The organism is Bradyrhizobium sp. CAR08 (assembly GCF_052871955.1).
In genome coordinates this window covers 132,940-152,500 of the sequence record NZ_JBIXJX010000005.1, presented here as the reverse complement: position 1 = coordinate 152,500, position 19,561 = coordinate 132,940, and the positions used below count along the sequence as shown (strand labels likewise).

Sequence of the window (19,561 nt, the reverse complement as noted above, 5' to 3'; positions counted from 1 at the left end):
GATCCAGCCGCAGGTTCCCCTACGGCTACCTTGTTACGACTTCACCCCAGTCGCTGACCCTACCGTGGCCGGCTGCCTCCCTTGCGGGTTAGCGCACCGTCTTCAGGTAAAACCAACTCCCATGGTGTGACGGGCGGTGTGTACAAGGCCCGGGAACGTATTCACCGTGGCGTGCTGATCCACGATTACTAGCGATTCCAACTTCATGGGCTCGAGTTGCAGAGCCCAATCCGAACTGAGACGGCTTTTTGAGATTTGCGAAGGGTTGCCCCTTAGCGTCCCATTGTCACCGCCATTGTAGCACGTGTGTAGCCCAGCCCGTAAGGGCCATGAGGACTTGACGTCATCCCCACCTTCCTCGCGGCTTATCACCGGCAGTCTCCTTAGAGTGCTCAACTAAATGGTAGCAACTAAGGACGGGGGTTGCGCTCGTTGCGGGACTTAACCCAACATCTCACGACACGAGCTGACGACAGCCATGCAGCACCTGTGTTCCAGGCTCCGAAGAGAAGGTCACATCTCTGCGACCGGTCCTGGACATGTCAAGGGCTGGTAAGGTTCTGCGCGTTGCGTCGAATTAAACCACATGCTCCACCGCTTGTGCGGGCCCCCGTCAATTCCTTTGAGTTTTAATCTTGCGACCGTACTCCCCAGGCGGAATGCTTAAAGCGTTAGCTGCGCCACTAGTGAGTAAACCCACTAACGGCTGGCATTCATCGTTTACGGCGTGGACTACCAGGGTATCTAATCCTGTTTGCTCCCCACGCTTTCGTGCCTCAGCGTCAGTATCGGGCCAGTGAGCCGCCTTCGCCACTGGTGTTCTTGCGAATATCTACGAATTTCACCTCTACACTCGCAGTTCCACTCACCTCTCCCGAACTCAAGATCCTCAGTATCAAAGGCAGTTCTGGAGTTGAGCTCCAGGATTTCACCCCTGACTTAAAGACCCGCCTACGCACCCTTTACGCCCAGTGATTCCGAGCAACGCTAGCCCCCTTCGTATTACCGCGGCTGCTGGCACGAAGTTAGCCGGGGCTTATTCTTGCGGTACCGTCATTATCTTCCCGCACAAAAGAGCTTTACAACCCTAGGGCCTTCATCACTCACGCGGCATGGCTGGATCAGGCTTGCGCCCATTGTCCAATATTCCCCACTGCTGCCTCCCGTAGGAGTTTGGGCCGTGTCTCAGTCCCAATGTGGCTGATCATCCTCTCAGACCAGCTACTGATCGTCGCCTTGGTGAGCCATTACCTCACCAACTAGCTAATCAGACGCGGGCCAATCTTTCGGCGATAAATCTTTCCCCGTAAGGGCTTATCCGGTATTAGCACAAGTTTCCCTGTGTTGTTCCGAACCAAAAGGTATGTTCCCACGCGTTACTCACCCGTCTGCCGCTGACGTATTGCTACGCCCGCTCGACTTGCATGTGTTAAGCCTGCCGCCAGCGTTCGCTCTGAGCCAGGATCAAACTCTCAAGTTGGACTTGAACTTTGAACCGGCTGATCACAACGTTTTGACGAGGTCCCACCATTTTTCATCGATCGAAGTCGATGAGCTGCCCGCGATTCACATCGCTGGCAACGATGGTGTAACCTTAAAACGTGTACCGCCGAAGTCTTTCGTCCCCTCTCAGAACTCAAAAGCCGAAGCTCTTCAGTATCCGAGAGGCGCAAGGACTCCGCCGTCCACGTTTCTCTTTCTTCATCTTCACTTGTCAAACAGCCCGGGACCAGGAGGTCCCAACCTTCCAGAGAGGAAGGGTTCCGACACCCTTACCGACGATGGATGAACTCCAATCGACTTACGTCGACTGTTGTGTCACTCAACAAGGTGAGGAGCATCAGTGGCGCGTTCGCTCGCCTTGGTCAGTGACCCGGCGGCGCCGCGCTCAGTGGTCGGGTTATAGGCCCCACCCATCGGGGTTGTCAACGACCATTGTCAGAAAATCGTCGCACGGTGGATTGTTCGAAAAATCCACGCGATTACAGCAGGTTAGAAAGTCGCTGAGCGGCTGGATCGCGCCAGCGCGGAGAAAAAACTCAAAAAAAGTTTGGGCTCGAGAGGGCTCCGGAGGCGGCATGAGGCGACTTGGACGCGACTTGGATCGCTCGTCCCTGGAAGGCCCCTGACGCCCGGCCGTTCGGGAAACTTTTCCATATTAGGCGCCGTACTTGAGCCACAATCCCCCGGCGTTCTGGTACAGACAAAGCTTGAATCGCAGGGATGCCAGTGGGGGCTGCCGGCGGTTTGTGTGGGGTCAGAGGAAGGCGATCATACGATGAAGCGGCCTTCTTCAGACATTCGAGACACATCGAGAGATCTTTTTCCGCTTAGCTGTTCGTAAATTCGGCCGGTCCGACATCTGGGCCTTCTGACCGCGGACGCCTATGCGGCTTGCCTTTTCCAGAGACGCCCCGAAGAGGGCGGCTCAAGGAGGGGCTCGAAACAGGGTTGCTCGAAACGGGGCTGCTCGAAATCGGGCTCTCGGATCGTTGATTGGGGGACTTGGGTTGAACCATAGGACGTCACGCGGCGCTTACGGGCGTGAGACCGGGATCATCGATCTCGGCCACGAGCCGCCGCTGTCCGTCGATGGTTCGGAAGCCGCCGTCATCGATCGCCGCCGCGTCTCGGTGCAATGGTTCAGCGGGACGATTCTAACCGGACTTTGCGGCGCAGCCCTGATCGGCGGCGCCGTTTTCGCTTCGCTCGACGGCGAGATGACCTTCGCCAAGGTGCCGGAGCGCGTCGAAGGCGCGCTGCGCGGCGCATTCGGCGCAGCCGACCGCACCGCCACGCTGCACAAGAGCGACCGCCTGCCGCCGCCGAGCGAATCCACGGCCTCGCGCAACATCGTGCGCGTCTCGACCGTCGCCCGCGTCGGCAACCGCGACGTGATGCGGGTGCGTCCCTTCATCCGGATTGCCGGCAATCTGTCGATGACGACGAGCGATCTGTCGGCGAAGATCCCGCCATTCAACGCCCAGCGCCTTCTCACAGATGTCGGATCCGATCCGAAGGCGGCATCCGAGGATCCCAACAATCCGGAAGCCGTCGAACCCGACGCCGAGGTCTCGTTCGTCACCAAGGACCTCTCCCAGGTGCTGCCGAAAGCCAAGATTTCCGCAGTGGTGGCGCTCGACGACATCCTGATGCGGGTCCGCGATGCCGCCAACTGGCGCGGCAATGGCGGGGTGCGCTACGCCGCGCTCTCCAATGCTGCGGCCGACGTCTCCGGCGCGACCGGCCCGTCCGATATCAGAAGCGCCTACGCCACCGAAGTGTCGCCGTCCGATCCCTATGCCGGCTTCGAGACGCGCGTGGTGCCGGAAAACGTCACGCTGCTGCCGAAGACCAAAGAGCAGATCACCGGCGGAAATCCCAACGGCGAACGCGTCCACGTGGTCAAGAAGGGCGACAGCGTCGCCGGCGTGCTGCGCGATCTCGGCGCCACGGCCGAGGAGATCAAGGCGATCACCGCGACGCTTGGGCCGCGCGGCCGCGACGGCGGCCTGAAGGAAGGCGAGAAGCTGCGGATCCTGATGGCGCCCGCAAGCCCCGGCGCCCGCCTGCAGCCCTACCGCGTCGTCATCGCCAACGAGACCATGGTCGAGGCGATCGCGGCGCTGTCCGATCTCGGCAAATACGTCGCGGTCGACGTCTCCAGCATGAACACCGTCGCCGACGCGGCGGCGAACGCCAACAGCGACGACGATGACGATGATGACGGCACGGGCGTGCGGCTCTACCAGAGCATCTACGAGACCGCGATGCGCAACAAAGTGCCGATGCCCGTCATCGACGACATGATCAAGATCTATTCCTACGACGTCGATTTCCAGCGCAAGGTGGCGCCGGGCGATTCATTCGACGTGTTCTACGCCGGCGAAGACGAAGGCGTGACCGCGAGCGAAAAGAACGACGTGCTGTTCGCTTCGCTGACGCTCGGCGGCGAGACCAAGAAATACTACCGCTACCAGAGCCCCGATGACGGCGTCGTCGATTACTATGACGAGACCGGCAAGAGCGCGAAGAAGTTCCTGGTGCGCAAGCCCGTCAACAACGCCATCATGCGCTCCGGCTTCGGCGGCCGCCGTCACCCCATCCTCGGCTATGTGAAGATGCATACCGGCGTCGACTGGGCCACCTCCTACGGCACGCCGATCTTCGCCTCCGGCAATGGCGTGATCGAGAAGGCCGGCCCCGAGGGCGGCTACGGCAAATACATCCGCATCAAGCACAACAACGGCTACGAGACCGCTTATGGCCATATGTCGGCCTTCGCCAAGGGCATGGAGCCCGGCAAGAAGGTGCGGCAGGGCCAGGTGATCGGCTTCGTCGGTTCGACCGGCGCGTCGACCGGCCCGCACGTCCACTACGAAATCCTGGTCAACGGCCGCTTCGTCGATCCGCTGCGTGTGAAACTGCCGCGCGGCCGCTCGTTGGAAGGCCCGATGCTGGCCGGCTTCGAGAAGGAGCGCGACCGGCTCGACGGCATGATGAGCGGCCGCGCCGGTGCCATCGCCCGGATGTCGGACGCCACCGGCGGTCCGTTGCAGGTCACCAACAGGTAAAGCCGGCGAACCGGGCCGAGATCGGCCGGACATATTCAAGCACGATCCGGATTTGACGACGTCGCGCGGGGCCCGGCTTGGCCGCATCACAACGTCAAGTTTCGTTTGCCAAAGCGGCATGAGGAGCGAATACTTTCCAAAAAACGGGAGGTCTCGCCATGAAGAACAGGCTCGCCTGCGCAGCCTTCGTCGCTGCGGTCGTCTCCGCTACCAGTGTTTCGGCCGAAAACTGGGAGGTCACCAAGCTCGTTCCGGGCTCGGCGTTCCACGGCGTGCACGGGCTTGCGATCGACAAGGCCGGCCATCTGTTTGCCGGCAGCGTCGCGGGCGCGGCGCTCTACGAGGTCGACATCCCCGGCGGTAGCGCGAAGGTTGCAATCCCCGCCCCGATCGGAATGGCCGACGACATCGCATTCGCCCCCGACGGCACCATGGCCTGGACCGGATTCCTGGCCGGCGATCTTTATTCGCGCAAGGGCGACGGCCCGATCAAGAAACTCGCTTCAGGCCTTCCCGGCATCAACTCGCTCGCCTTCCGCAAGGACGGCAGGCTGTACGCCACCACCGTCTTCCTCGGCGACACGCTCTATGAGATCGACGTCGAGGGCGTCAAACCGCCGCGCCAGATCATGGAGAAGATGGGCGGCCTCAACGGCTTCGAGTTCGGTCCCGACGACAAGCTCTACGGTCCGCTCTGGTTCAAGGGACAGGTCGCAAAGGTCGACGTCGACAAGGCCGAGCTGACCGTCGTCGCGGACGGCTTCAAGGTCCCGGCCGCGGTGAACTTCGATTCCAAGGGCGATCTCTGGGTAGTCGACACCGCGCTCGGCCAGCTCGTTCGGGTCGATCCCAAGTCGGGCGCCAAGACCATGGTCGCACAATTGAAGCCGTCGCTGGACAATCTCGCGATCGACGACAAGGACCGAATCTACGTCTCCAACATGGCCGATAACGGCATCCAGGAGGTCGATCCGGCGACCGGCCAGGCGCGGCAGGTGATCATCGGCAAGCTCGCCTTGCCCGGCGGCATCGGCGTCACGTCAGAGAACGGCAAGGATACGATCCACGTCGCCGACGTGTTCGCCTATCGCACGGTGGACGGCGCGACCGGCGAGGTCACCGAGAAGGCGCGCATGCACGCCGCCGGCGTCACGCTCGAATATCCGATGAGCGCAACGGCGAAGGGCAACGATGTGGTCCTATCGAGCTGGTTCACCGGCACGGTGCAGGTGATCGACGGCAAGACCGGGGCCACCCGCGACATGCTGCACGGCTTCAAGGCGCCGCACGACGCGCTCGTGCTCGCGGACGGCAGCATCCTGGTGGCCGAGTTCGGCACCAAATCGCTGGTCCGCGTCAGCGGCGAGCACGGCAAGGATCGCACCACACTGATCGGCGGCCTCGAGGGCCCGGTCGGGCTCGTCGCTGGATCGCGTGGCGAGGTCTATCTCACCGAAGCCTTTTCCGGCGTGATCTCGATGATCGAGAGCAACGGCGAAAAGACAGTCGTCGCCAAGGACCTGAAAATGCCCGAAGGCATCGCCCGCGCCAGAGACGGCAAGCTGATCGTAGCGGAGGTCGGCGCCAAACGGTTGATCGAAATCGTGCCGGAGACCGGCACGGTTACCGAGATCGCGGCCAATCTTCCAATCGGCCTCGTGGGTGCACCCGGAGGACTGCCGACGCACATTCCGACAGGCGTCGGCATCGGGGAATCCGGCACGATCTATTTCTCTTCTGACATCGAGAACGCGATCTACAAGCTCACGAAGAAATAGGTCGCCGCAGTAAGTTCGCCAACAACCCGCAAAACAAACCGCCCCGGAGAGGTTGACATCTCCGGGGCGGCTTGTTGCTTCAGGCTTCGAATGCCGACGATCAGTTCAGCTTCCGCTTCGACACCGGCGCCTCGAACTGGGCGATCTCCGCGGTCTGCGGCGCCTTGCCGTTGAAGGTCAGCACGTTGCCTTCGGAGGAGATCGCAACGTTGTCGCCGTCCTTGACGTCGCCGGCCAGGATCATCTCGGCGAGCGGATCCTGGACGTGACGCTGGATCACGCGCTTCAGCGGCCGTGCGCCGTAGGCGGGATCCCAGCCCTTGGCGGCGAGCCAGTCGCGGCCCGCAGCGTCGAGCGTCAGCACGATCTTGCGATCGATCAAAAGCTTTTGCAGCCGTGCGAACTGGATCTCGACGATCCGGCCCATCTCGCTCCTCTGCAAGCGATGGAACAGGATGATCTCATCGACGCGGTTCAAGAACTCTGGCCTGAAGTGCGCCCGCACCATGCCCATCACCTGCTCGCGCACGGCCGAGGTATCCTCGCCCTCCGGCTGGTTCACCAGAAACTCCGAACCGAGGTTCGAGGTCATGATGATCAGCGTGTTGCGGAAGTCGACGGTGCGGCCCTGGCCGTCGGTGAGGCGACCGTCGTCGAGCACCTGCAACAGCACGTTGAACACGTCGGGATGCGCCTTCTCGATCTCGTCGAACAGCACGACCTGGTAGGGCCGGCGCCGCACCGCTTCGGTGAGCGCACCGCCCTCGTCATAACCGACATAGCCCGGAGGCGCGCCGATCAGCCGCGAGACCGAGTGCTTCTCCATGTACTCGGACATGTCGAGGCGGACCATCGCGGTCTCGTCGTTGAACAGATACTCGGCGAGCGCTTTCGTCAGCTCGGTCTTGCCGACGCCGGTGGGCCCGAGGAACATGAACGAGCCGGTCGGCCGGTTCGGGTCCTGCAGCCCCGCGCGCGAACGGCGCACGGCGGTCGCGACCGCACGCACGGCCTCGGCCTGGCCAACGACGCGCTTGCCGAGCGAGTCCTCCATCCGCAGGAGCTTGTCTTTCTCGCCTTCGAGCATCTTGTCGACGGGCACGCCGGTCCAGCGCGAGACCACCTGCGCGATGTGGTTGGCGGTGACCGCCTCCTCCATCATCTCGCCGGAGTTCTCCTTGGCCTCGATCTCCGCAAGCTGCTTTTCCAATTCGGGGATCCGGCCATAGGCCAGCTCGCCGGCCTTTTGGAATTCACCGCGCCGTTGTGCGTTGGCAAGTTCAACCCGCAAGCCGTCGAGCTCGGCCTTCAGTTTCTGAGCGTCGGAGAGCTTGTTCTTCTCCGCGCTCCAGCGTGCGGTGAGCGCCGCGGACTTCTCCTCGAGATCGGCCAGCTCCTTCTCCAGCGTCTGCAGGCGGCTCTTCGACCCGGCATCGCTTTCTTTCTTCAACGCTTCCTGTTCGATCTTCAGCCGGATGATTTCCCGATCCATCGAATCCAGCTCTTCCGGCTTGGAATCGACCTGCATCTTGAGCCGCGCGGCCGCCTCGTCCATGAGGTCGATGGCCTTGTCCGGCAGGAAGCGGTCGGTGATGTAGCGGTTGGACAGGGTCGTGGCGGCGACCAGCGCGGAATCGGTGATCCGCACGCCGTGGTGCTGCTCGTATTTGTCCTTCAGCCCGCGCAGAATGGAGATCGTATCCTCGACCGAGGGCTCGCTGACGAAGATCGGCTGGAAACGCCGCGCCAGCGCCGCGTCCTTTTCGACGTGCTTCTGGTACTCGTCGAGCGTGGTGGCGCCGATGCAGTGCAGCTCGCCGCGGGCGAGCGCAGGCTTGAGCAGGTTGGACGCGTCCATCGCGCCATCGCCCTTACCAGCGCCGATCAGCGTGTGCATCTCGTCGATGAACAGGACGAAATTACCATCGCTCCCGGTCACCTCCTGCAGCACGGCCTTCAGCCGCTCCTCGAACTCGCCGCGATATTTTGCACCTGCAATCAGCGAGCCGAGGTCGAGCGACAGCAGCTTCTTGTCCTTCAGGCTCTCCGGCACGTCACCGTTGACGATGCGCAGCGCCAAGCCCTCGGCGATGGCGGTCTTGCCGACGCCGGGTTCGCCGATCAGGACGGGATTGTTCTTGGTCCGGCGCGACAGCACCTGGATCGTGCGGCGGATCTCCTCGTCGCGGCCGATGACCGGGTCGAGCTTGCCGTCGCGCGCCGCCTGAGTGAGGTCGCGGGCATATTTCTTCAGCGCGTCATACGCGTTCTCGGCCGTGGCGGAGTCCGCCGTTCGGCCCTTGCGCAGCGCTTCGATCGCCGCGTTGAGGTTTTGCGGGGTGACGCCGCCCTTGGCCAGGATCGCGCCCGCCTCGCTGGTCTTCTCCAGCGCCAGGCCGAGCAGCAGCCGCTCGACGGTGACAAAGCTGTCGCCGGCCTTCTCGCCAGCCTTTTCGGCGGCGTCGAAGGTGCGCGCGAGTTCGGGCGCCAGATAGATCTGGCCGGCTCCGCCGCCAGAGACCTTCGGCACCTTGTTCAGGGCGTCCTCGGTCGCCTTCAGGATTGCGCGGGAATTGCCGCCGGCGCGGTCGATCAGGCCGGCAGCGAGGCCTTCATTGTCGTCCAGCAGCACCTTCAGGACGTGCAGGGTCGAAAACTGCTGGTGCCCTTCGCGCACCGCAAGCGACTGCGCGGACTGGACGAAGCCTCTGGAGCGTTCGGTATATTTTTCGATGTTCATTTCGTGGTCTTTCCCTCGGCCTGCCCCTGGAGCCCTCAAAGGCACTCCAAACGGCATCTTCATTGGGTTTCCGATTACCGCATTGACGTTTCTCAACCGGCAACGGTCGTTATCAGCCGGCGCTGGCGCCGGCCTGACCCAGATGTGGGAAGCGAGGCCTCGGACCGGAAGAGGCGAGTTCACAATTTCGTGCGCGGATCCGCCCGCTTGGCGCCGGTGGGCCGAATCCCCTAAGTAGCGGCATGACACCCAGCGCAATGACAATCAGCCAGACCGCCGAGATCACCGGGCTCTACCGCTACCCGATCAAGGGCCTGACGCCGGAGGCCCTGCCCCGCGTCTCCCTGCGAGCCGGCCAGACCCTGCCCGCCGACCGCCGCTACGCCATCGAGAACGGCCCGAGCGGCTTCGATCCGGAAGCACCGCAGTGGAAGCCGAAGATCCAGTTCCTGATGCTGGCGCGGAATGAGCGGCTAGCTTCGCTCGACAGCCGGTTCGAGGACGCGACCAATTGCCTGACCATCCGCAAGGACGGCCAGATCGTCGCCAGCGGCGATCTCGAGACCGCCGCCGGGCGCGCCGCCATCGAGGACTATTTCAGGGAAAATTTTCAGCCGGAGCTGAAGGGCCCGCCCAAGATCCTGTCCGGCCGCGACCACAGCTTTTCAGACGTCGCCCGCAAGGTCGTGTCCATCATCAATCTCGACAGCGTCCGCGCGCTCGAGACCATGCTCGGCGGCGCCGCCGTCCACCCGCTACGCTTCCGCGCCAATCTCTACGTGAAGGGCTGGCCGGCCTGGTCCGAGCTCGACCTCGTCGGCCAGACGCTCGCGATCGGACAGGCCCGGCTGCAAGTGGTCAAGCGCATCAAGCGCTGCCCGGCCACCAATGTCGACCCTGATACCGCCAAGCGCGATCTCGAAATCCCCGCCACGCTCTCGAGCAATCTCGGCCACATGGACTGCGGCATCTATGCCGAGGTGATCGCTGAAGGCGACATCGGCGTGGGCGACGCGGTTGCATTGGAACAGCCGAAGCTGGTGTGACGCTGCGCGCTGGCCCCGCTCCGCCATTGCGAGCGAAGCGAAGCAATCCAGGAATGCGCCCGCGGAGACAGTCTGGATTGCTTCGTCGCTTCGCTCCTCGCAATGACGGCCGTCAGTTCGGCATCACATACGCATAGATCCGGCCGCGCGAGACCGGTGCTTCGCGAACGCGGTTGCCGTTGTTGCCGGAGATCATGATCGGATTGCCCTGCGCGTCGACACCGGTGATGATGCCGACATGACCGCCCCGGCCACCACGCGACATCACTGCGATGGCGCCGACCTGCGGACCGGACACGCGCGTGCCGTAATGCGCGAACGAATTCGCCATGTCGGAGCCGGTGCCACGATGACCGGTCTTTTCGAGCACCATGTTCATGAAGCGCGCGCACCACAGGCTACCGCGACCGGTCGGATTGCCGCCGACATAGCGGCGTGCCTCGGACACGAGGCCCGACCCACCGCCGAAGCCGCCGCCGCTCGTCGCGCTATTGGCCATGCCGCCGTCATTCGCGTTAGTGGCTATCCCACCTCCACGCCTCATAATTCGACGGCTGGCGCGCGTGGTCATCTCACCGCTGGTAACCATTCCAGCGTTGCCGCTCATGGCCATTCCACCACTGCCGCTCATAGCCATTCCAGCGCTGCCGCTTATGGCGATGCCGCCGCTATTGGCGTTCGGATCATAGCTGGCGAAGGTGTTGCCGAAGCCGTTCGCCTGCAATTGCGCCGCGCCGCGCTCGAAGCGCGAGCCGCGTGCATGCCGGTAATGATGATGTCTGCTGGCGTGATGCGCGTAAGCGTGCCGCTCTGCGCTATGACGATGAGGTCGTGCTGACGCCGGAGAAGTGAAGGCGGCGAACGCCGCGAAGAAAACAGCCAGCGCAACGACACAGCGCGACAGGCGAGACGCAAACAACTCGAACATTCTTCATCCTTCGTTGACACCCCACTTCCCCGTCGGCCCGTGCGGTGGCCGACATCCGCGGGCTGTATCAGTATCCTGATGTGGCGAGAACAAGACGCGGCCCCTAAGAATCTGGACGATGATTAATAAGTGCTACCATCGTATGCGCTGACCGCAGGACGGCATTCCAAAGCCGCAGCCACCTCAGGGAGAAAACCGGATGCCTCACGCCCTCACGAAGGACAATTGTCGACTCTATTTCGAAGAAGCGGGCACGGGCACGCCGATTATTTTTCTGCACGAATTCGCGGCCGACTACACCAATTGGGAGCCGCAGATGCGCTACTTCTCGCGCGGCCATCGCTGCATCACCTATTCCGCACGCGGCTACACGCCATCGGACGTGCCTGATGGCGAGGTCTACGGCTACACGCATTTCTACACCGATGCGCTCGCGGTGCTCGATCATCTGAAGATCGATCGCGCGCACTTCGTCGGCCTCTCGATGGGCGCCTATTCGTCGCTCCAGATCGGGCTCAACGCGCCCCAACGTGCGCTGTCGATGACGCTCGCCGGCGTCGGCTCGGGCTCGGAGATCGAGAACCTCGACGCTTGGCGCCAGCAGTGCCGCGCCAACGCGGAGCAATTCGAGATGCTCGGCTCAGCCGAAGTCGCAAAAGTCACGCGCGAGGCGCCGAGCCGGATTCCCTTCCTGGTGAAGGACCCGCGCGGTCACGCCGATTTTTATGCCGCCCTGGCGCGGCACGACGCCAAGGGATCAGCGCGGACGATGCGCGGCTTCCAGGCCGGCCGTCCCTCGATCTTTACGATGACGGACGCGATCAGAGCGGCCACGACGCCGGCACTCATCATCTGCGGCGACGAGGACGATCCGTGCGTGGGCGCAAGCCTGTTCCTGAAGAAGCATCTGCCGGCGGCAGGGCTCGCCATGTTTCCAAAGTCCGGCCACGTCCTCAATCTCGAAGAGCCAGCGCTGTTCAACGAAACGGTGGAACGGTTCGTCACGCTGGTGGAAGCGGGAAGATGGCCGGTGCGCGACCCGAGGTCACTGGCGGCGCATTAGCGCGAAGGCGTCACCAGGTACTGGGTCGCGTAGATGGGGTAACGGGCCGGCCTACTTCCTGCCGCCCCGCGTCAGCAGAAACACGCCCTGCTCGCCGAACAGATTCCACACCCACCAGGGCATCCGCAGCCGCAGCGGACGGCCGTAGAGGTCGAGCGCCTCGGCACGTTCCATCTTGACGTCGATCGCGTCGCAGAGCTCGACGAAATCCTTGATGGTGCAGAAATGGATGTTGGCGGTGTCATACCAGCTTGCCGGCAGGTTCTCCGTGCGCGGCATGTGGCCGCCGATCAGGAGCTGGAGCCGCATCTTCCAGAAGCCGAAATTCGGGAACGACACGATGGCGCGGCGGCCGATGCGCAGCAAATTCTCCAGCACCACTTTCGGCTGCCGCGTCGCCTGCAACGTCTGCGACAGGATCACGTAGTCGAAGGCGTCATCCGGATAATTCACGAGGTCGGTGTCGGCATCGCCCTGCACCACCGCAAGACCCTTGGCGACGCAGCGGTTGACGCCCTCGCGCGACAGCTCGATGCCGCGGCCGTCGACGCCGCGGGTTTCCAGCAGTTGGAGCAGGTCGCCCTCGCCGCAGCCGACGTCGAGCACCTTCGAGCCCGGCTTGACCATGTTGGCCACCAGCACATGGTCCGCGCGAAAATCACCGGGCTGCCCGGTCGCAAGGCCGCCCAGCGGCAACGCTTCCTGTACAGACATGACTAGCCGTCCTTAAGCATTATTGGCGGTGAGCCCGCGCGCCTTGCCTGCCGATTGCAGGAAGGCGCGGGAGATATCAAGGAATTCGGGCACGTCGAGCAGGAAGGCGTCGTGACCGCGATCGGTCTCGATTTCGGCGAACGACACCCGCGCGCTCGACGCATTCAGCGCGTGCACCAGCGCGCGCGATTCCGAGGTCGGGAACAGCCAGTCGCTGGTGAAGGAGACCACGCAGAAGCGGGTCTGGATTCCCGCGAACGCCTTCGCCAGCACACCGCCGTGGTCGGCGGCGATGTCGAAATAGTCCATCGCGCGGGTCAGATAGAGATAGGAGTTGGCGTCGAAGCGCTCGACGAAGGACGAGCCCTGGTAGCGCAGATAGGACTCAACCTGGAAGTCGGCGTCAAAAGAGAAAGTCGGCAGCTCGCGGTCCTGCATGCGCCGCCCGAATTTTCGATGCAGCGCGGCGTCGGAGAGATAGGTGATGTGCGCCGCCATCCGGGCGACAGCGAGGCCACGATGCGGATGGATGCCTCGATCGGCATAGCCGCCATGGTGCCAGTCGGGGTCGGCCATCACCGCCTGGCGGCCAAGCTCGTGGAACGCGATGTTCTGCGCCGAGTGTCGTGTCGAGCAGGCAATCGCCAGCGCGGAGAACACGCGACTCGGATACGCCGCAGTCCATTGCAGCACTTGCATGCCGCCCATCGAGCCGCCGACGACCGCGAACAGCGTGTCGATGCCGAGCCGGTCGATCAGCATCGCCTGCGCGCGCACCATGTCGGGGATGGTGATGACGGGGAAATCGAGCCCCCAAACCTTGCCGGTCGCGGGATTGATCGAGGCCGGGCCGGTCGAGCCCATGCAGCCGCCGATCACGTTGGAGCAGATGATAAAATATTCGTTGGGATCGAGCGGCCGGCCGGGGCCGACCAAGGTCTCCCACCAGCCGGGCTTGCCGGTGACAGGGTGCACGTTGGCGACGTGCTGGTCGCCGGTCAGCGCATGGCAGATCAGGATCGCGTTGGAGCGATCGGCATTCAGCTCGCCGTAGGTCTGGTAGGCGATCTGGAACGGGCTGAGATCGACCCCGCAGTCGAGCCGCAGCGGCTGCTCCGAGCCGAACTGCGCGACGTGCGAACTCGGATGATCCACCTCGTGCGACCGCTCGTCGGCGGTGATCGCGGGACTCGGAATGGACTGGACGCCAACCATCTGACCATCGACCTCGTTTGCGATCGTAGAAGTGACCGCATTGACATCAGGCCATGAAAAACCCGGCCTGAACGATAGGTTCGGCCGGGATCGAAAGCGTCCCCGGCCTGTTTAGCGAGTTTTTTAACGTGGCTGCAAGCCGGCCGGCTCAAATGACCACGGAACGGGTAAAAACTACCGTCTTGGACGGTTTTCGTCAAGTCACGGCCCGGATCAGCCAAATTCGCCTGTCGCGCCACGGGCGGAAAGGGCCCGATTTCTCTTTGCATTTCTCTTTGCTTTCGCAGCCCCGACTGCCTAATCAGGATATCCATCACAGCGGTGACGGCTCGACTGATCCGCATTGGAACGCCTCTCAGCAGCACCTGTCAGACATGTCCCAACGTCCGCCCGCGCCACCATCACTCCAGGAATTGCGTAAGGAGATCGACGCGATCGACGAAGGCATGCATCGCCTGCTGATGCAACGCGGCGACATCATCGACCGCCTGATCCAGGTGAAGCAGACCCAGGAGGTCGGCTCGGCGTTCCGCCCGGCACGCGAGGCCTCCATGATGCGCGACCTCGTGCAGCGTCATCGCGGCATCCTGCCGCTCGACACGGTCGAGAGCATCTGGCGCGTCATCATCGCGACCTTCACCTATGTCCAGGCCCCGTTCTCGGTCCACGCCGACATCTCGGCGAGCGAGCCGGCCATGCGCGATTCCGCGCGATTCCATTTCGGCTTCACCGTGCCTTACGTCGCGCATTTCAGCGCGCAGGCGGCGGTCGAGGCCGTCGCGAAGTCCAAGGGCGATCTGGCGCTGGTCTCGGCGACCTCGAGCCGCACGCCGTGGTGGCTGTCGCTGGAAGAAGCTGGCGCGCCAAAGATCATCGCGCGGCTGCCCTTCGTCGAGCGCGCCGACCATCCGGCGGCGTTGCCCGTGTTCGCGGTCTCGCGCGTCGCCGACAGCGCGCTGGTGACGGAGGTCGAGACCTTCAGCGTAGGCGTCTCTGGGTGGAATGCGGAGGTCGCGCGCGCCCTGTCGCCGCTCGCCGAGATCGTGGCGGTGCCCGACACCGCCTTCGACGGCGCCGCGCTGCTGGTCTCGGTCACCGCGACAAGCAGCATCGACAAGATCAAGGCTGCCCTGATCGAAGCGGGGGCCTCGGTGCGCTCCACGGCCCTCGTCGGCAGCCACGCAACGCGCTATACGGTGCCCCCGACCGGGTCGAAATCGTAAGTCGCGAACCGCTTAAGCCAGTCCGGAGTTGAAGATGTCCCGCCCCGTGCCGAATCCCGGCATTCTCGATATTGCGCCCTATACGCCCGGCAAGACCCCGGTGGCAGAGCCCGGCCGCAAGGTGTTCAAGCTCTCGGCCAACGAGACGCCGTTCGGGCCCTCGCCGAAGGCGCGCGAGGCGTTCAAGCAGGTGGCGGATCATCTGGAAGACTATCCGGAAGGAACCTCGCGCGTGCTGCGCGAAGCAATCGGGCGCACCTTCGGGCTCGATCCCAACCGCATCATCTGCGGCGCCGGCTCGGACGAGATCCTCAACCTGCTCGCCCACACCTATCTCAGCCACGGTGACGAGGCGATCTCGACCACGCACGGCTTTCTAGTCTATCCGATCGCGACCATGGCGGTCGGCGCGAAGAATGTCATCGCGGCCGAGAAGAACCTCACCTGCGATGTCGACGCCATCCTCAAGGCGGTGACGCCGAAGACAAAGCTGGTCTGGCTCGCCAACCCCAACAATCCGACCGGCACCTATGTGCCGTTCGACGAGGTCAAGCGCCTGCGCGCCGGCCTGCCCTCGCACGTGCTGCTGGTGCTGGACGCAGCCTATTGCGACTACGTCTCGCGCAACGATTACGAGATGGGGATCGAGCTGGTCGCGACCACCGAAAACACGGTGGTGACCCACACCTTCTCCAAGATCCATGGTCTTGCGGCGCTGCGCATCGGCTGGATGTTCGGCCCCGAGCACATCATCGACGCGGTCAACCGCATCCGGGGTCCCTTCAACGTGTCGACGCCGGCCATGTACGCCGCCGTTGCCGCGATCGAGGACACAGCGCACCAGGCCATGTCGAAGCAGTTCACCGAGACCTGGCGCAACTGGCTCGCCGAGGAGATCGGCAAGCTCGGGCTGAAGGTGACGCCGAGCGTCGCCAATTTCGTGCTGATCCACTTCCCGACCGAGGGCAAGACCTCGGACGCAGCCGACGCCTTCCTCACCAAGCGCGGGCTGGTGCTGCGCGGCTTGAAGAACTACGGCCTGCCGCATTCGCTGCGCATGACCATCGGCACCGAGGAGGCCAACCGCCTCGTCGTCGAGGGCCTGCGCGACTTCATGGCCGGACGATGAGCGCGACCCCGCACTTCCAGCGCGTCGCGCTGATCGGCTTCGGCCTGATCGGGGGCTCGATCGCACGCGCCGCGAAGCTCCAGGGCCTGGCTTCCGAGATCGTCACCACCGCGCGCTCGGAGAAGACGCGCGCACGCGTGATGGAGCTCGGCATCGTCGATCAGGTCGTCGCGACCAATGCGGAAGCCGTGAAGGACGCCGATCTCGTCATCCTCTGCATTCCCGTCGGCGCCTGCGGCCCGGTGGCGCAGGAGATCTCCGCGCATCTCAAACCCGGCGCGATCATCTCCGACGTCGGCTCGGTCAAGGGCGCCATCGTCAGGGATATGGCGCCGCACCTGCCGGAAGGCGTCCATTTCGTGCCGGCGCATCCCGTCGCAGGCACCGAGCATTCGGGTCCCGATTCCGGCTTCGCCGAGCTCTTCATCAACCGCTGGTGCATCCTCACCCCGCCGGAGGGCGTTGATGCGGCTGCCACCGATCGCCTGCGCGCGTTCTGGGCGGCGATGGGTGCCAAGGTCGAGATCATGACGCCGGATCATCATGATCTCGTGCTCGCGATCACCAGCCATCTGCCGCATCTGATCGCCTACACCATCGTCGGCACCGCCGACGAGCTGGCGCAGGTGACGGAGTCAGAGGTCATCAAGTTCTCCGCCGGCGGCTTTCGCGACTTCACGCGCATCGCCGCCTCCGATCCGACGATGTGGCGCGACGTCTTCCTCGCCAACAAGGAAGCCGTGCTGGAGATGCTCGGCACCTTCACTGAGGATCTGGCAAAGCTCACCCGCGCGATCCGCCGCGGCGATGGCGAGGCGCTGTTCGACCACTTCACCCGCACCCGCGCCATCCGCCGCGGCATTGTCGAAATCGGCCAGGATTCGGCCGCGCCCGATTTCGGCCGGCCGCATGCGCAGCTCGGCAACAAGCCGTAGCACCGAAGTGGCCCGGATGGAGCGCAAGCGTAATCCGGGACTTCCGTCGCTTGAGGCAGGATTCCCGGATCGCGCTTCGCTCCATCCGGGCTACGAGCCTGCGTGGCTCCGTGACTAGAATGGGTAGTACCGGATCTGCGTCATGACGACGTTGTCGTCGGTCTTCGGCGCGCCGCCGACGCCGGCGAACGCGAACCGTTGCGTGTAGGAATATTGCAGGCCGGCTTTGAGCGTCCCGAAATTGCCTTGGTAGATGGTGTCGTAGATCCCGGCCGTGATCTGCCGAACCTCCCTGGTGTTGCCGTTGCAGGTCGCGCCCGCCGAGTTTTCGGTGAAGCAGCCGGTGTTGTTGTAGAGCGGATTGCCGTAGCCGAACGGCACCGTTCCAACATTGGCGAAATTCGCCTTGGCCTTTTCGAGGCCTGCATAGGAGTAGACATCGAGGCTGGGAGTCGCGTGCCAGATCAGGCCGACGGCGGCCGCCGTGATCGTCAGCGGGAGGATGGTGCCGTCCTGCGCCACCGCCGCGTCGGGGAACGGTGTTGCCGTGAAGCGGCCCAGCACGCCGTGCGAGCCATAGAGCTGAAGATCGAGGGTTTTCGGAATCAGCTCGGCGAAGATGTGTCCACCAAAGCTTCCTGTGTCGTAGGTGTGGTTGGCGTTGTTGAAGCGGTCGGACAACTGGCGGTAGAGCGCCCACCCCTCGACATGCAACTTATAAGGCCCGAGCCTTGGGTCCCAGGCGGCCTTGACCGTGACGTCGGGCACCTGATTCAGGCTGACATTGTTGAGGTTGTTGAAGAAGCTGCCGCCGGGACCGGTCAGATTGACCTGAAGGTTCGGGTTCAGCACGCCCTGCGGTCCGATGGCGGGTGTGCCGACGGCCGGGACATTGCCGCCGAAGAACGCTGTCTGGGCATTCTCGACCGACGCAGCCAGCTTGAACTCTGGTCCGATGTCCTGCCAGACGCGCAGCCCGGGCTGCCGTGCCGCAAGAAATCCCGGAACGGATTCGAAGTCGATCACGCCGGGCGCATCGACGCCACGAGGATCGATGCCGGACTTGGTCGGCGCGTTCAGCGACCAGGATTGCCCGGCGAGGAAGTGAAGACCGAGATCGCTGCGGTCCAGTTCCAGGCTGAGCTGCCGCATGCGCGGATTGAACGAGTTGGTCGCAACCGAGCTCGCCGTCTGAGCCGCACCTTCGAAATCGATCTCGCCATAACCCGCGAGGTGCGTATCGGCATCGGCATTGCCCTCGGCCAGCACCGAGAACCTGCTCTGGCGTGCCGAGAAGCGCGTTTCCGGGATGTTGAAGTTGCGGCTCTGCTGATAGGGGATGAAGTTGTAGACTGAGCCGGTATCGGAAGCGAGATTGCGCGAGCGGTAGATGCCGGTGAGATCGACCCAGCCACCGAAGGTCAACGTCACGCCCTTGTAGCAGACCTTGCCGGCCGCACATGGATCGGCGGCGAGCGCCTTGTAACTTGCTGGTAACTGAACGGCCTTCGCCTGCGCTTCACCCTGTCGCGTCTTGCGCGCCTCGGAGTCCACGCGCTGCTGGAGCTCCTTCAGCTTCGCCTTCAGCGAGTGGATTTCAGTTGTGACATTGTCGTCGGCATGCGCCTGCCCTGAACAGGCAGCGAGAATACCCAGCATCAGTCCGCAATTGATGATCCGCACTTGAAGCTTCCTCCATTTGGGAAGCGGATTGGATTCCGCGCGCCATCTCCGGCGCATGCATGCTTCCCTGGTGTGGAGTGATTTGAATGCGGCTGCGGTTATTCGCGGCGCCGTGCATCTTCTGCATCACGTTTTCCTGACGATCCTGTTTGGAATATTTTCGTTGGCTGTCGATCCGCACGCGCGACTGTCGCGATTGTCCAAGGCAACTTTTCAAGGCCTCGTTCAAGGCAACGCGCATTGGGCCCGGCCGGGACATGACCGGGCCCAGTTCGCGACGGCCAAGTGGTGGATGGCGGCTATTTGCCCTTGGTCGCGCGCATCACCGTTGGGCTCGGTGATTTCGGCGAGGGGACGAAGGCCATCGTCTCTCGCGTCGTGGGATTCGAGACGTTGCGATCACCGTTCGGATACATCGAGGCGTATGCTGCCGGCTCCTGCGACTGCCATTGCCACTGCGCGAACGCGGGCGTCGCGAGCGTGGTCGAGATGGCGATACCGGCAATGAACAGCCTGGACTTGATCATGATATC

General features: G+C 63.4%; 13 protein-coding genes, 1 rRNA gene and 1 riboswitch (1 of these 15 cut by a window edge). Of the genes, 7 read left to right on the top strand and 7 right to left on the bottom strand.

The window, feature by feature from the left end; genetic code table 11:
- Positions 1-1,480 (bottom strand): 16S ribosomal RNA (locus ACIPUD_RS13085) (it extends 9 nt beyond the left edge of the window).
- A gap of 1,030 nt (positions 1,481-2,510) precedes the next feature.
- On the opposite strand from ACIPUD_RS13085, the gene ACIPUD_RS13080 reads away from it, so the two are divergent.
- The gene (locus tag ACIPUD_RS13080) at positions 2,511-4,574 is read left to right on the top strand and encodes a M23 family metallopeptidase (protein ID WP_085385476.1); all 2,064 of its coding nucleotides are present in this window, start codon (positions 2,511-2,513) and stop codon (positions 4,572-4,574) included.
- Positions 4,575-4,732: 158 nt separating this feature from the next.
- Complete coding sequence (locus ACIPUD_RS13075; protein ID WP_085350725.1) at positions 4,733-6,352, top strand: SMP-30/gluconolactonase/LRE family protein; 1,620 nt, start codon at positions 4,733-4,735, stop codon at positions 6,350-6,352.
- Positions 6,353-6,452: 100 nt separating this feature from the next.
- On the opposite strand, the gene clpB is transcribed toward ACIPUD_RS13075, so the two are convergent.
- Positions 6,453-9,092, bottom strand: coding sequence for an ATP-dependent chaperone ClpB (clpB, locus tag ACIPUD_RS13070; RefSeq protein WP_018453270.1), 2,640 nt, complete (start codon positions 9,090-9,092; stop codon positions 6,453-6,455).
- 257 nt (positions 9,093-9,349) lie between these two features.
- Here clpB and ACIPUD_RS13065 point away from each other — a divergent pair, with 257 nt between their 5' ends.
- Positions 9,350-10,138 (top strand): MOSC domain-containing protein, encoded by a 789-nt coding sequence (locus ACIPUD_RS13065; RefSeq protein WP_018453269.1) that lies wholly within the window; start codon positions 9,350-9,352, stop codon positions 10,136-10,138.
- A gap of 112 nt (positions 10,139-10,250) precedes the next feature.
- Here the strand turns inward: ACIPUD_RS13065 and ACIPUD_RS13060 are convergent, their stop codons facing one another.
- The gene (locus ACIPUD_RS13060; protein ID WP_377828999.1) at positions 10,251-11,066 is read right to left on the bottom strand and encodes a TIGR02594 family protein; all 816 of its coding nucleotides are present in this window, start codon (positions 11,064-11,066) and stop codon (positions 10,251-10,253) included.
- Between the two features lie 199 nt (positions 11,067-11,265).
- On the opposite strand from ACIPUD_RS13060, the gene ACIPUD_RS13055 reads away from it, so the two are divergent.
- The gene (locus tag ACIPUD_RS13055; RefSeq protein WP_085350728.1) at positions 11,266-12,129 is read left to right on the top strand and encodes an alpha/beta fold hydrolase; all 864 of its coding nucleotides are present in this window, start codon (positions 11,266-11,268) and stop codon (positions 12,127-12,129) included.
- A 51-nt stretch (positions 12,130-12,180) separates the two neighbouring features.
- Here the strand turns inward: ACIPUD_RS13055 and metW are convergent, their stop codons facing one another.
- Positions 12,181-12,843 (bottom strand): methionine biosynthesis protein MetW, encoded by a 663-nt coding sequence (metW, locus tag ACIPUD_RS13050; RefSeq protein ID WP_018453266.1) that lies wholly within the window; start codon positions 12,841-12,843, stop codon positions 12,181-12,183.
- Between the two features lie 12 nt (positions 12,844-12,855).
- On the bottom strand, positions 12,856-14,058 hold the full coding sequence (gene metX / locus ACIPUD_RS13045) for a homoserine O-acetyltransferase MetX (RefSeq protein WP_018453265.1): 1,203 nt from the start codon (positions 14,056-14,058) through the stop codon (positions 12,856-12,858).
- Positions 14,059-14,148: 90 nt separating this feature from the next.
- Positions 14,149-14,228: riboswitch (SAM riboswitch) on the bottom strand.
- Between the two features lie 204 nt (positions 14,229-14,432).
- Between metX and ACIPUD_RS13040 the strand changes: the two genes are divergently transcribed.
- Genes ACIPUD_RS13040 through ACIPUD_RS13030 form a run of 3 tightly spaced genes read left to right on the top strand, consistent with a single transcriptional unit; the run spans position 14,433 to position 17,345 of the window.
- Positions 14,433-15,281 carry a chorismate mutase gene (locus ACIPUD_RS13040; protein ID WP_446480792.1) on the top strand — a complete coding sequence of 283 codons (849 nt, stop codon included), beginning with the start codon at positions 14,433-14,435 and terminating at the stop codon, positions 15,279-15,281.
- Between the two features lie 34 nt (positions 15,282-15,315).
- Positions 15,316-16,410 (top strand): histidinol-phosphate transaminase, encoded by a 1,095-nt coding sequence (hisC, locus tag ACIPUD_RS13035; protein ID WP_446480791.1) that lies wholly within the window; start codon positions 15,316-15,318, stop codon positions 16,408-16,410.
- On the top strand, positions 16,407-17,345 hold the full coding sequence (locus ACIPUD_RS13030; RefSeq protein ID WP_018453262.1) for a prephenate/arogenate dehydrogenase family protein: 939 nt from the start codon (positions 16,407-16,409) through the stop codon (positions 17,343-17,345). Before hisC ends, ACIPUD_RS13030 begins: the two co-directional genes overlap by 4 nt.
- Positions 17,346-17,459: 114 nt before the next feature.
- On the opposite strand, the gene ACIPUD_RS13025 is transcribed toward ACIPUD_RS13030, so the two are convergent.
- Positions 17,460-19,028 carry a hypothetical protein gene (locus tag ACIPUD_RS13025; RefSeq protein WP_446480790.1) on the bottom strand — a complete coding sequence of 523 codons (1,569 nt, stop codon included), beginning with the start codon at positions 19,026-19,028 and terminating at the stop codon, positions 17,460-17,462.
- A 299-nt stretch (positions 19,029-19,327) separates the two neighbouring features.
- Entirely contained in the window at positions 19,328-19,555 is a 228-nt protein-coding gene (locus ACIPUD_RS13020; protein WP_377828995.1) for a hypothetical protein, read from the bottom strand.
- Between the last annotated feature and the right edge of the window lie 6 nt (positions 19,556-19,561).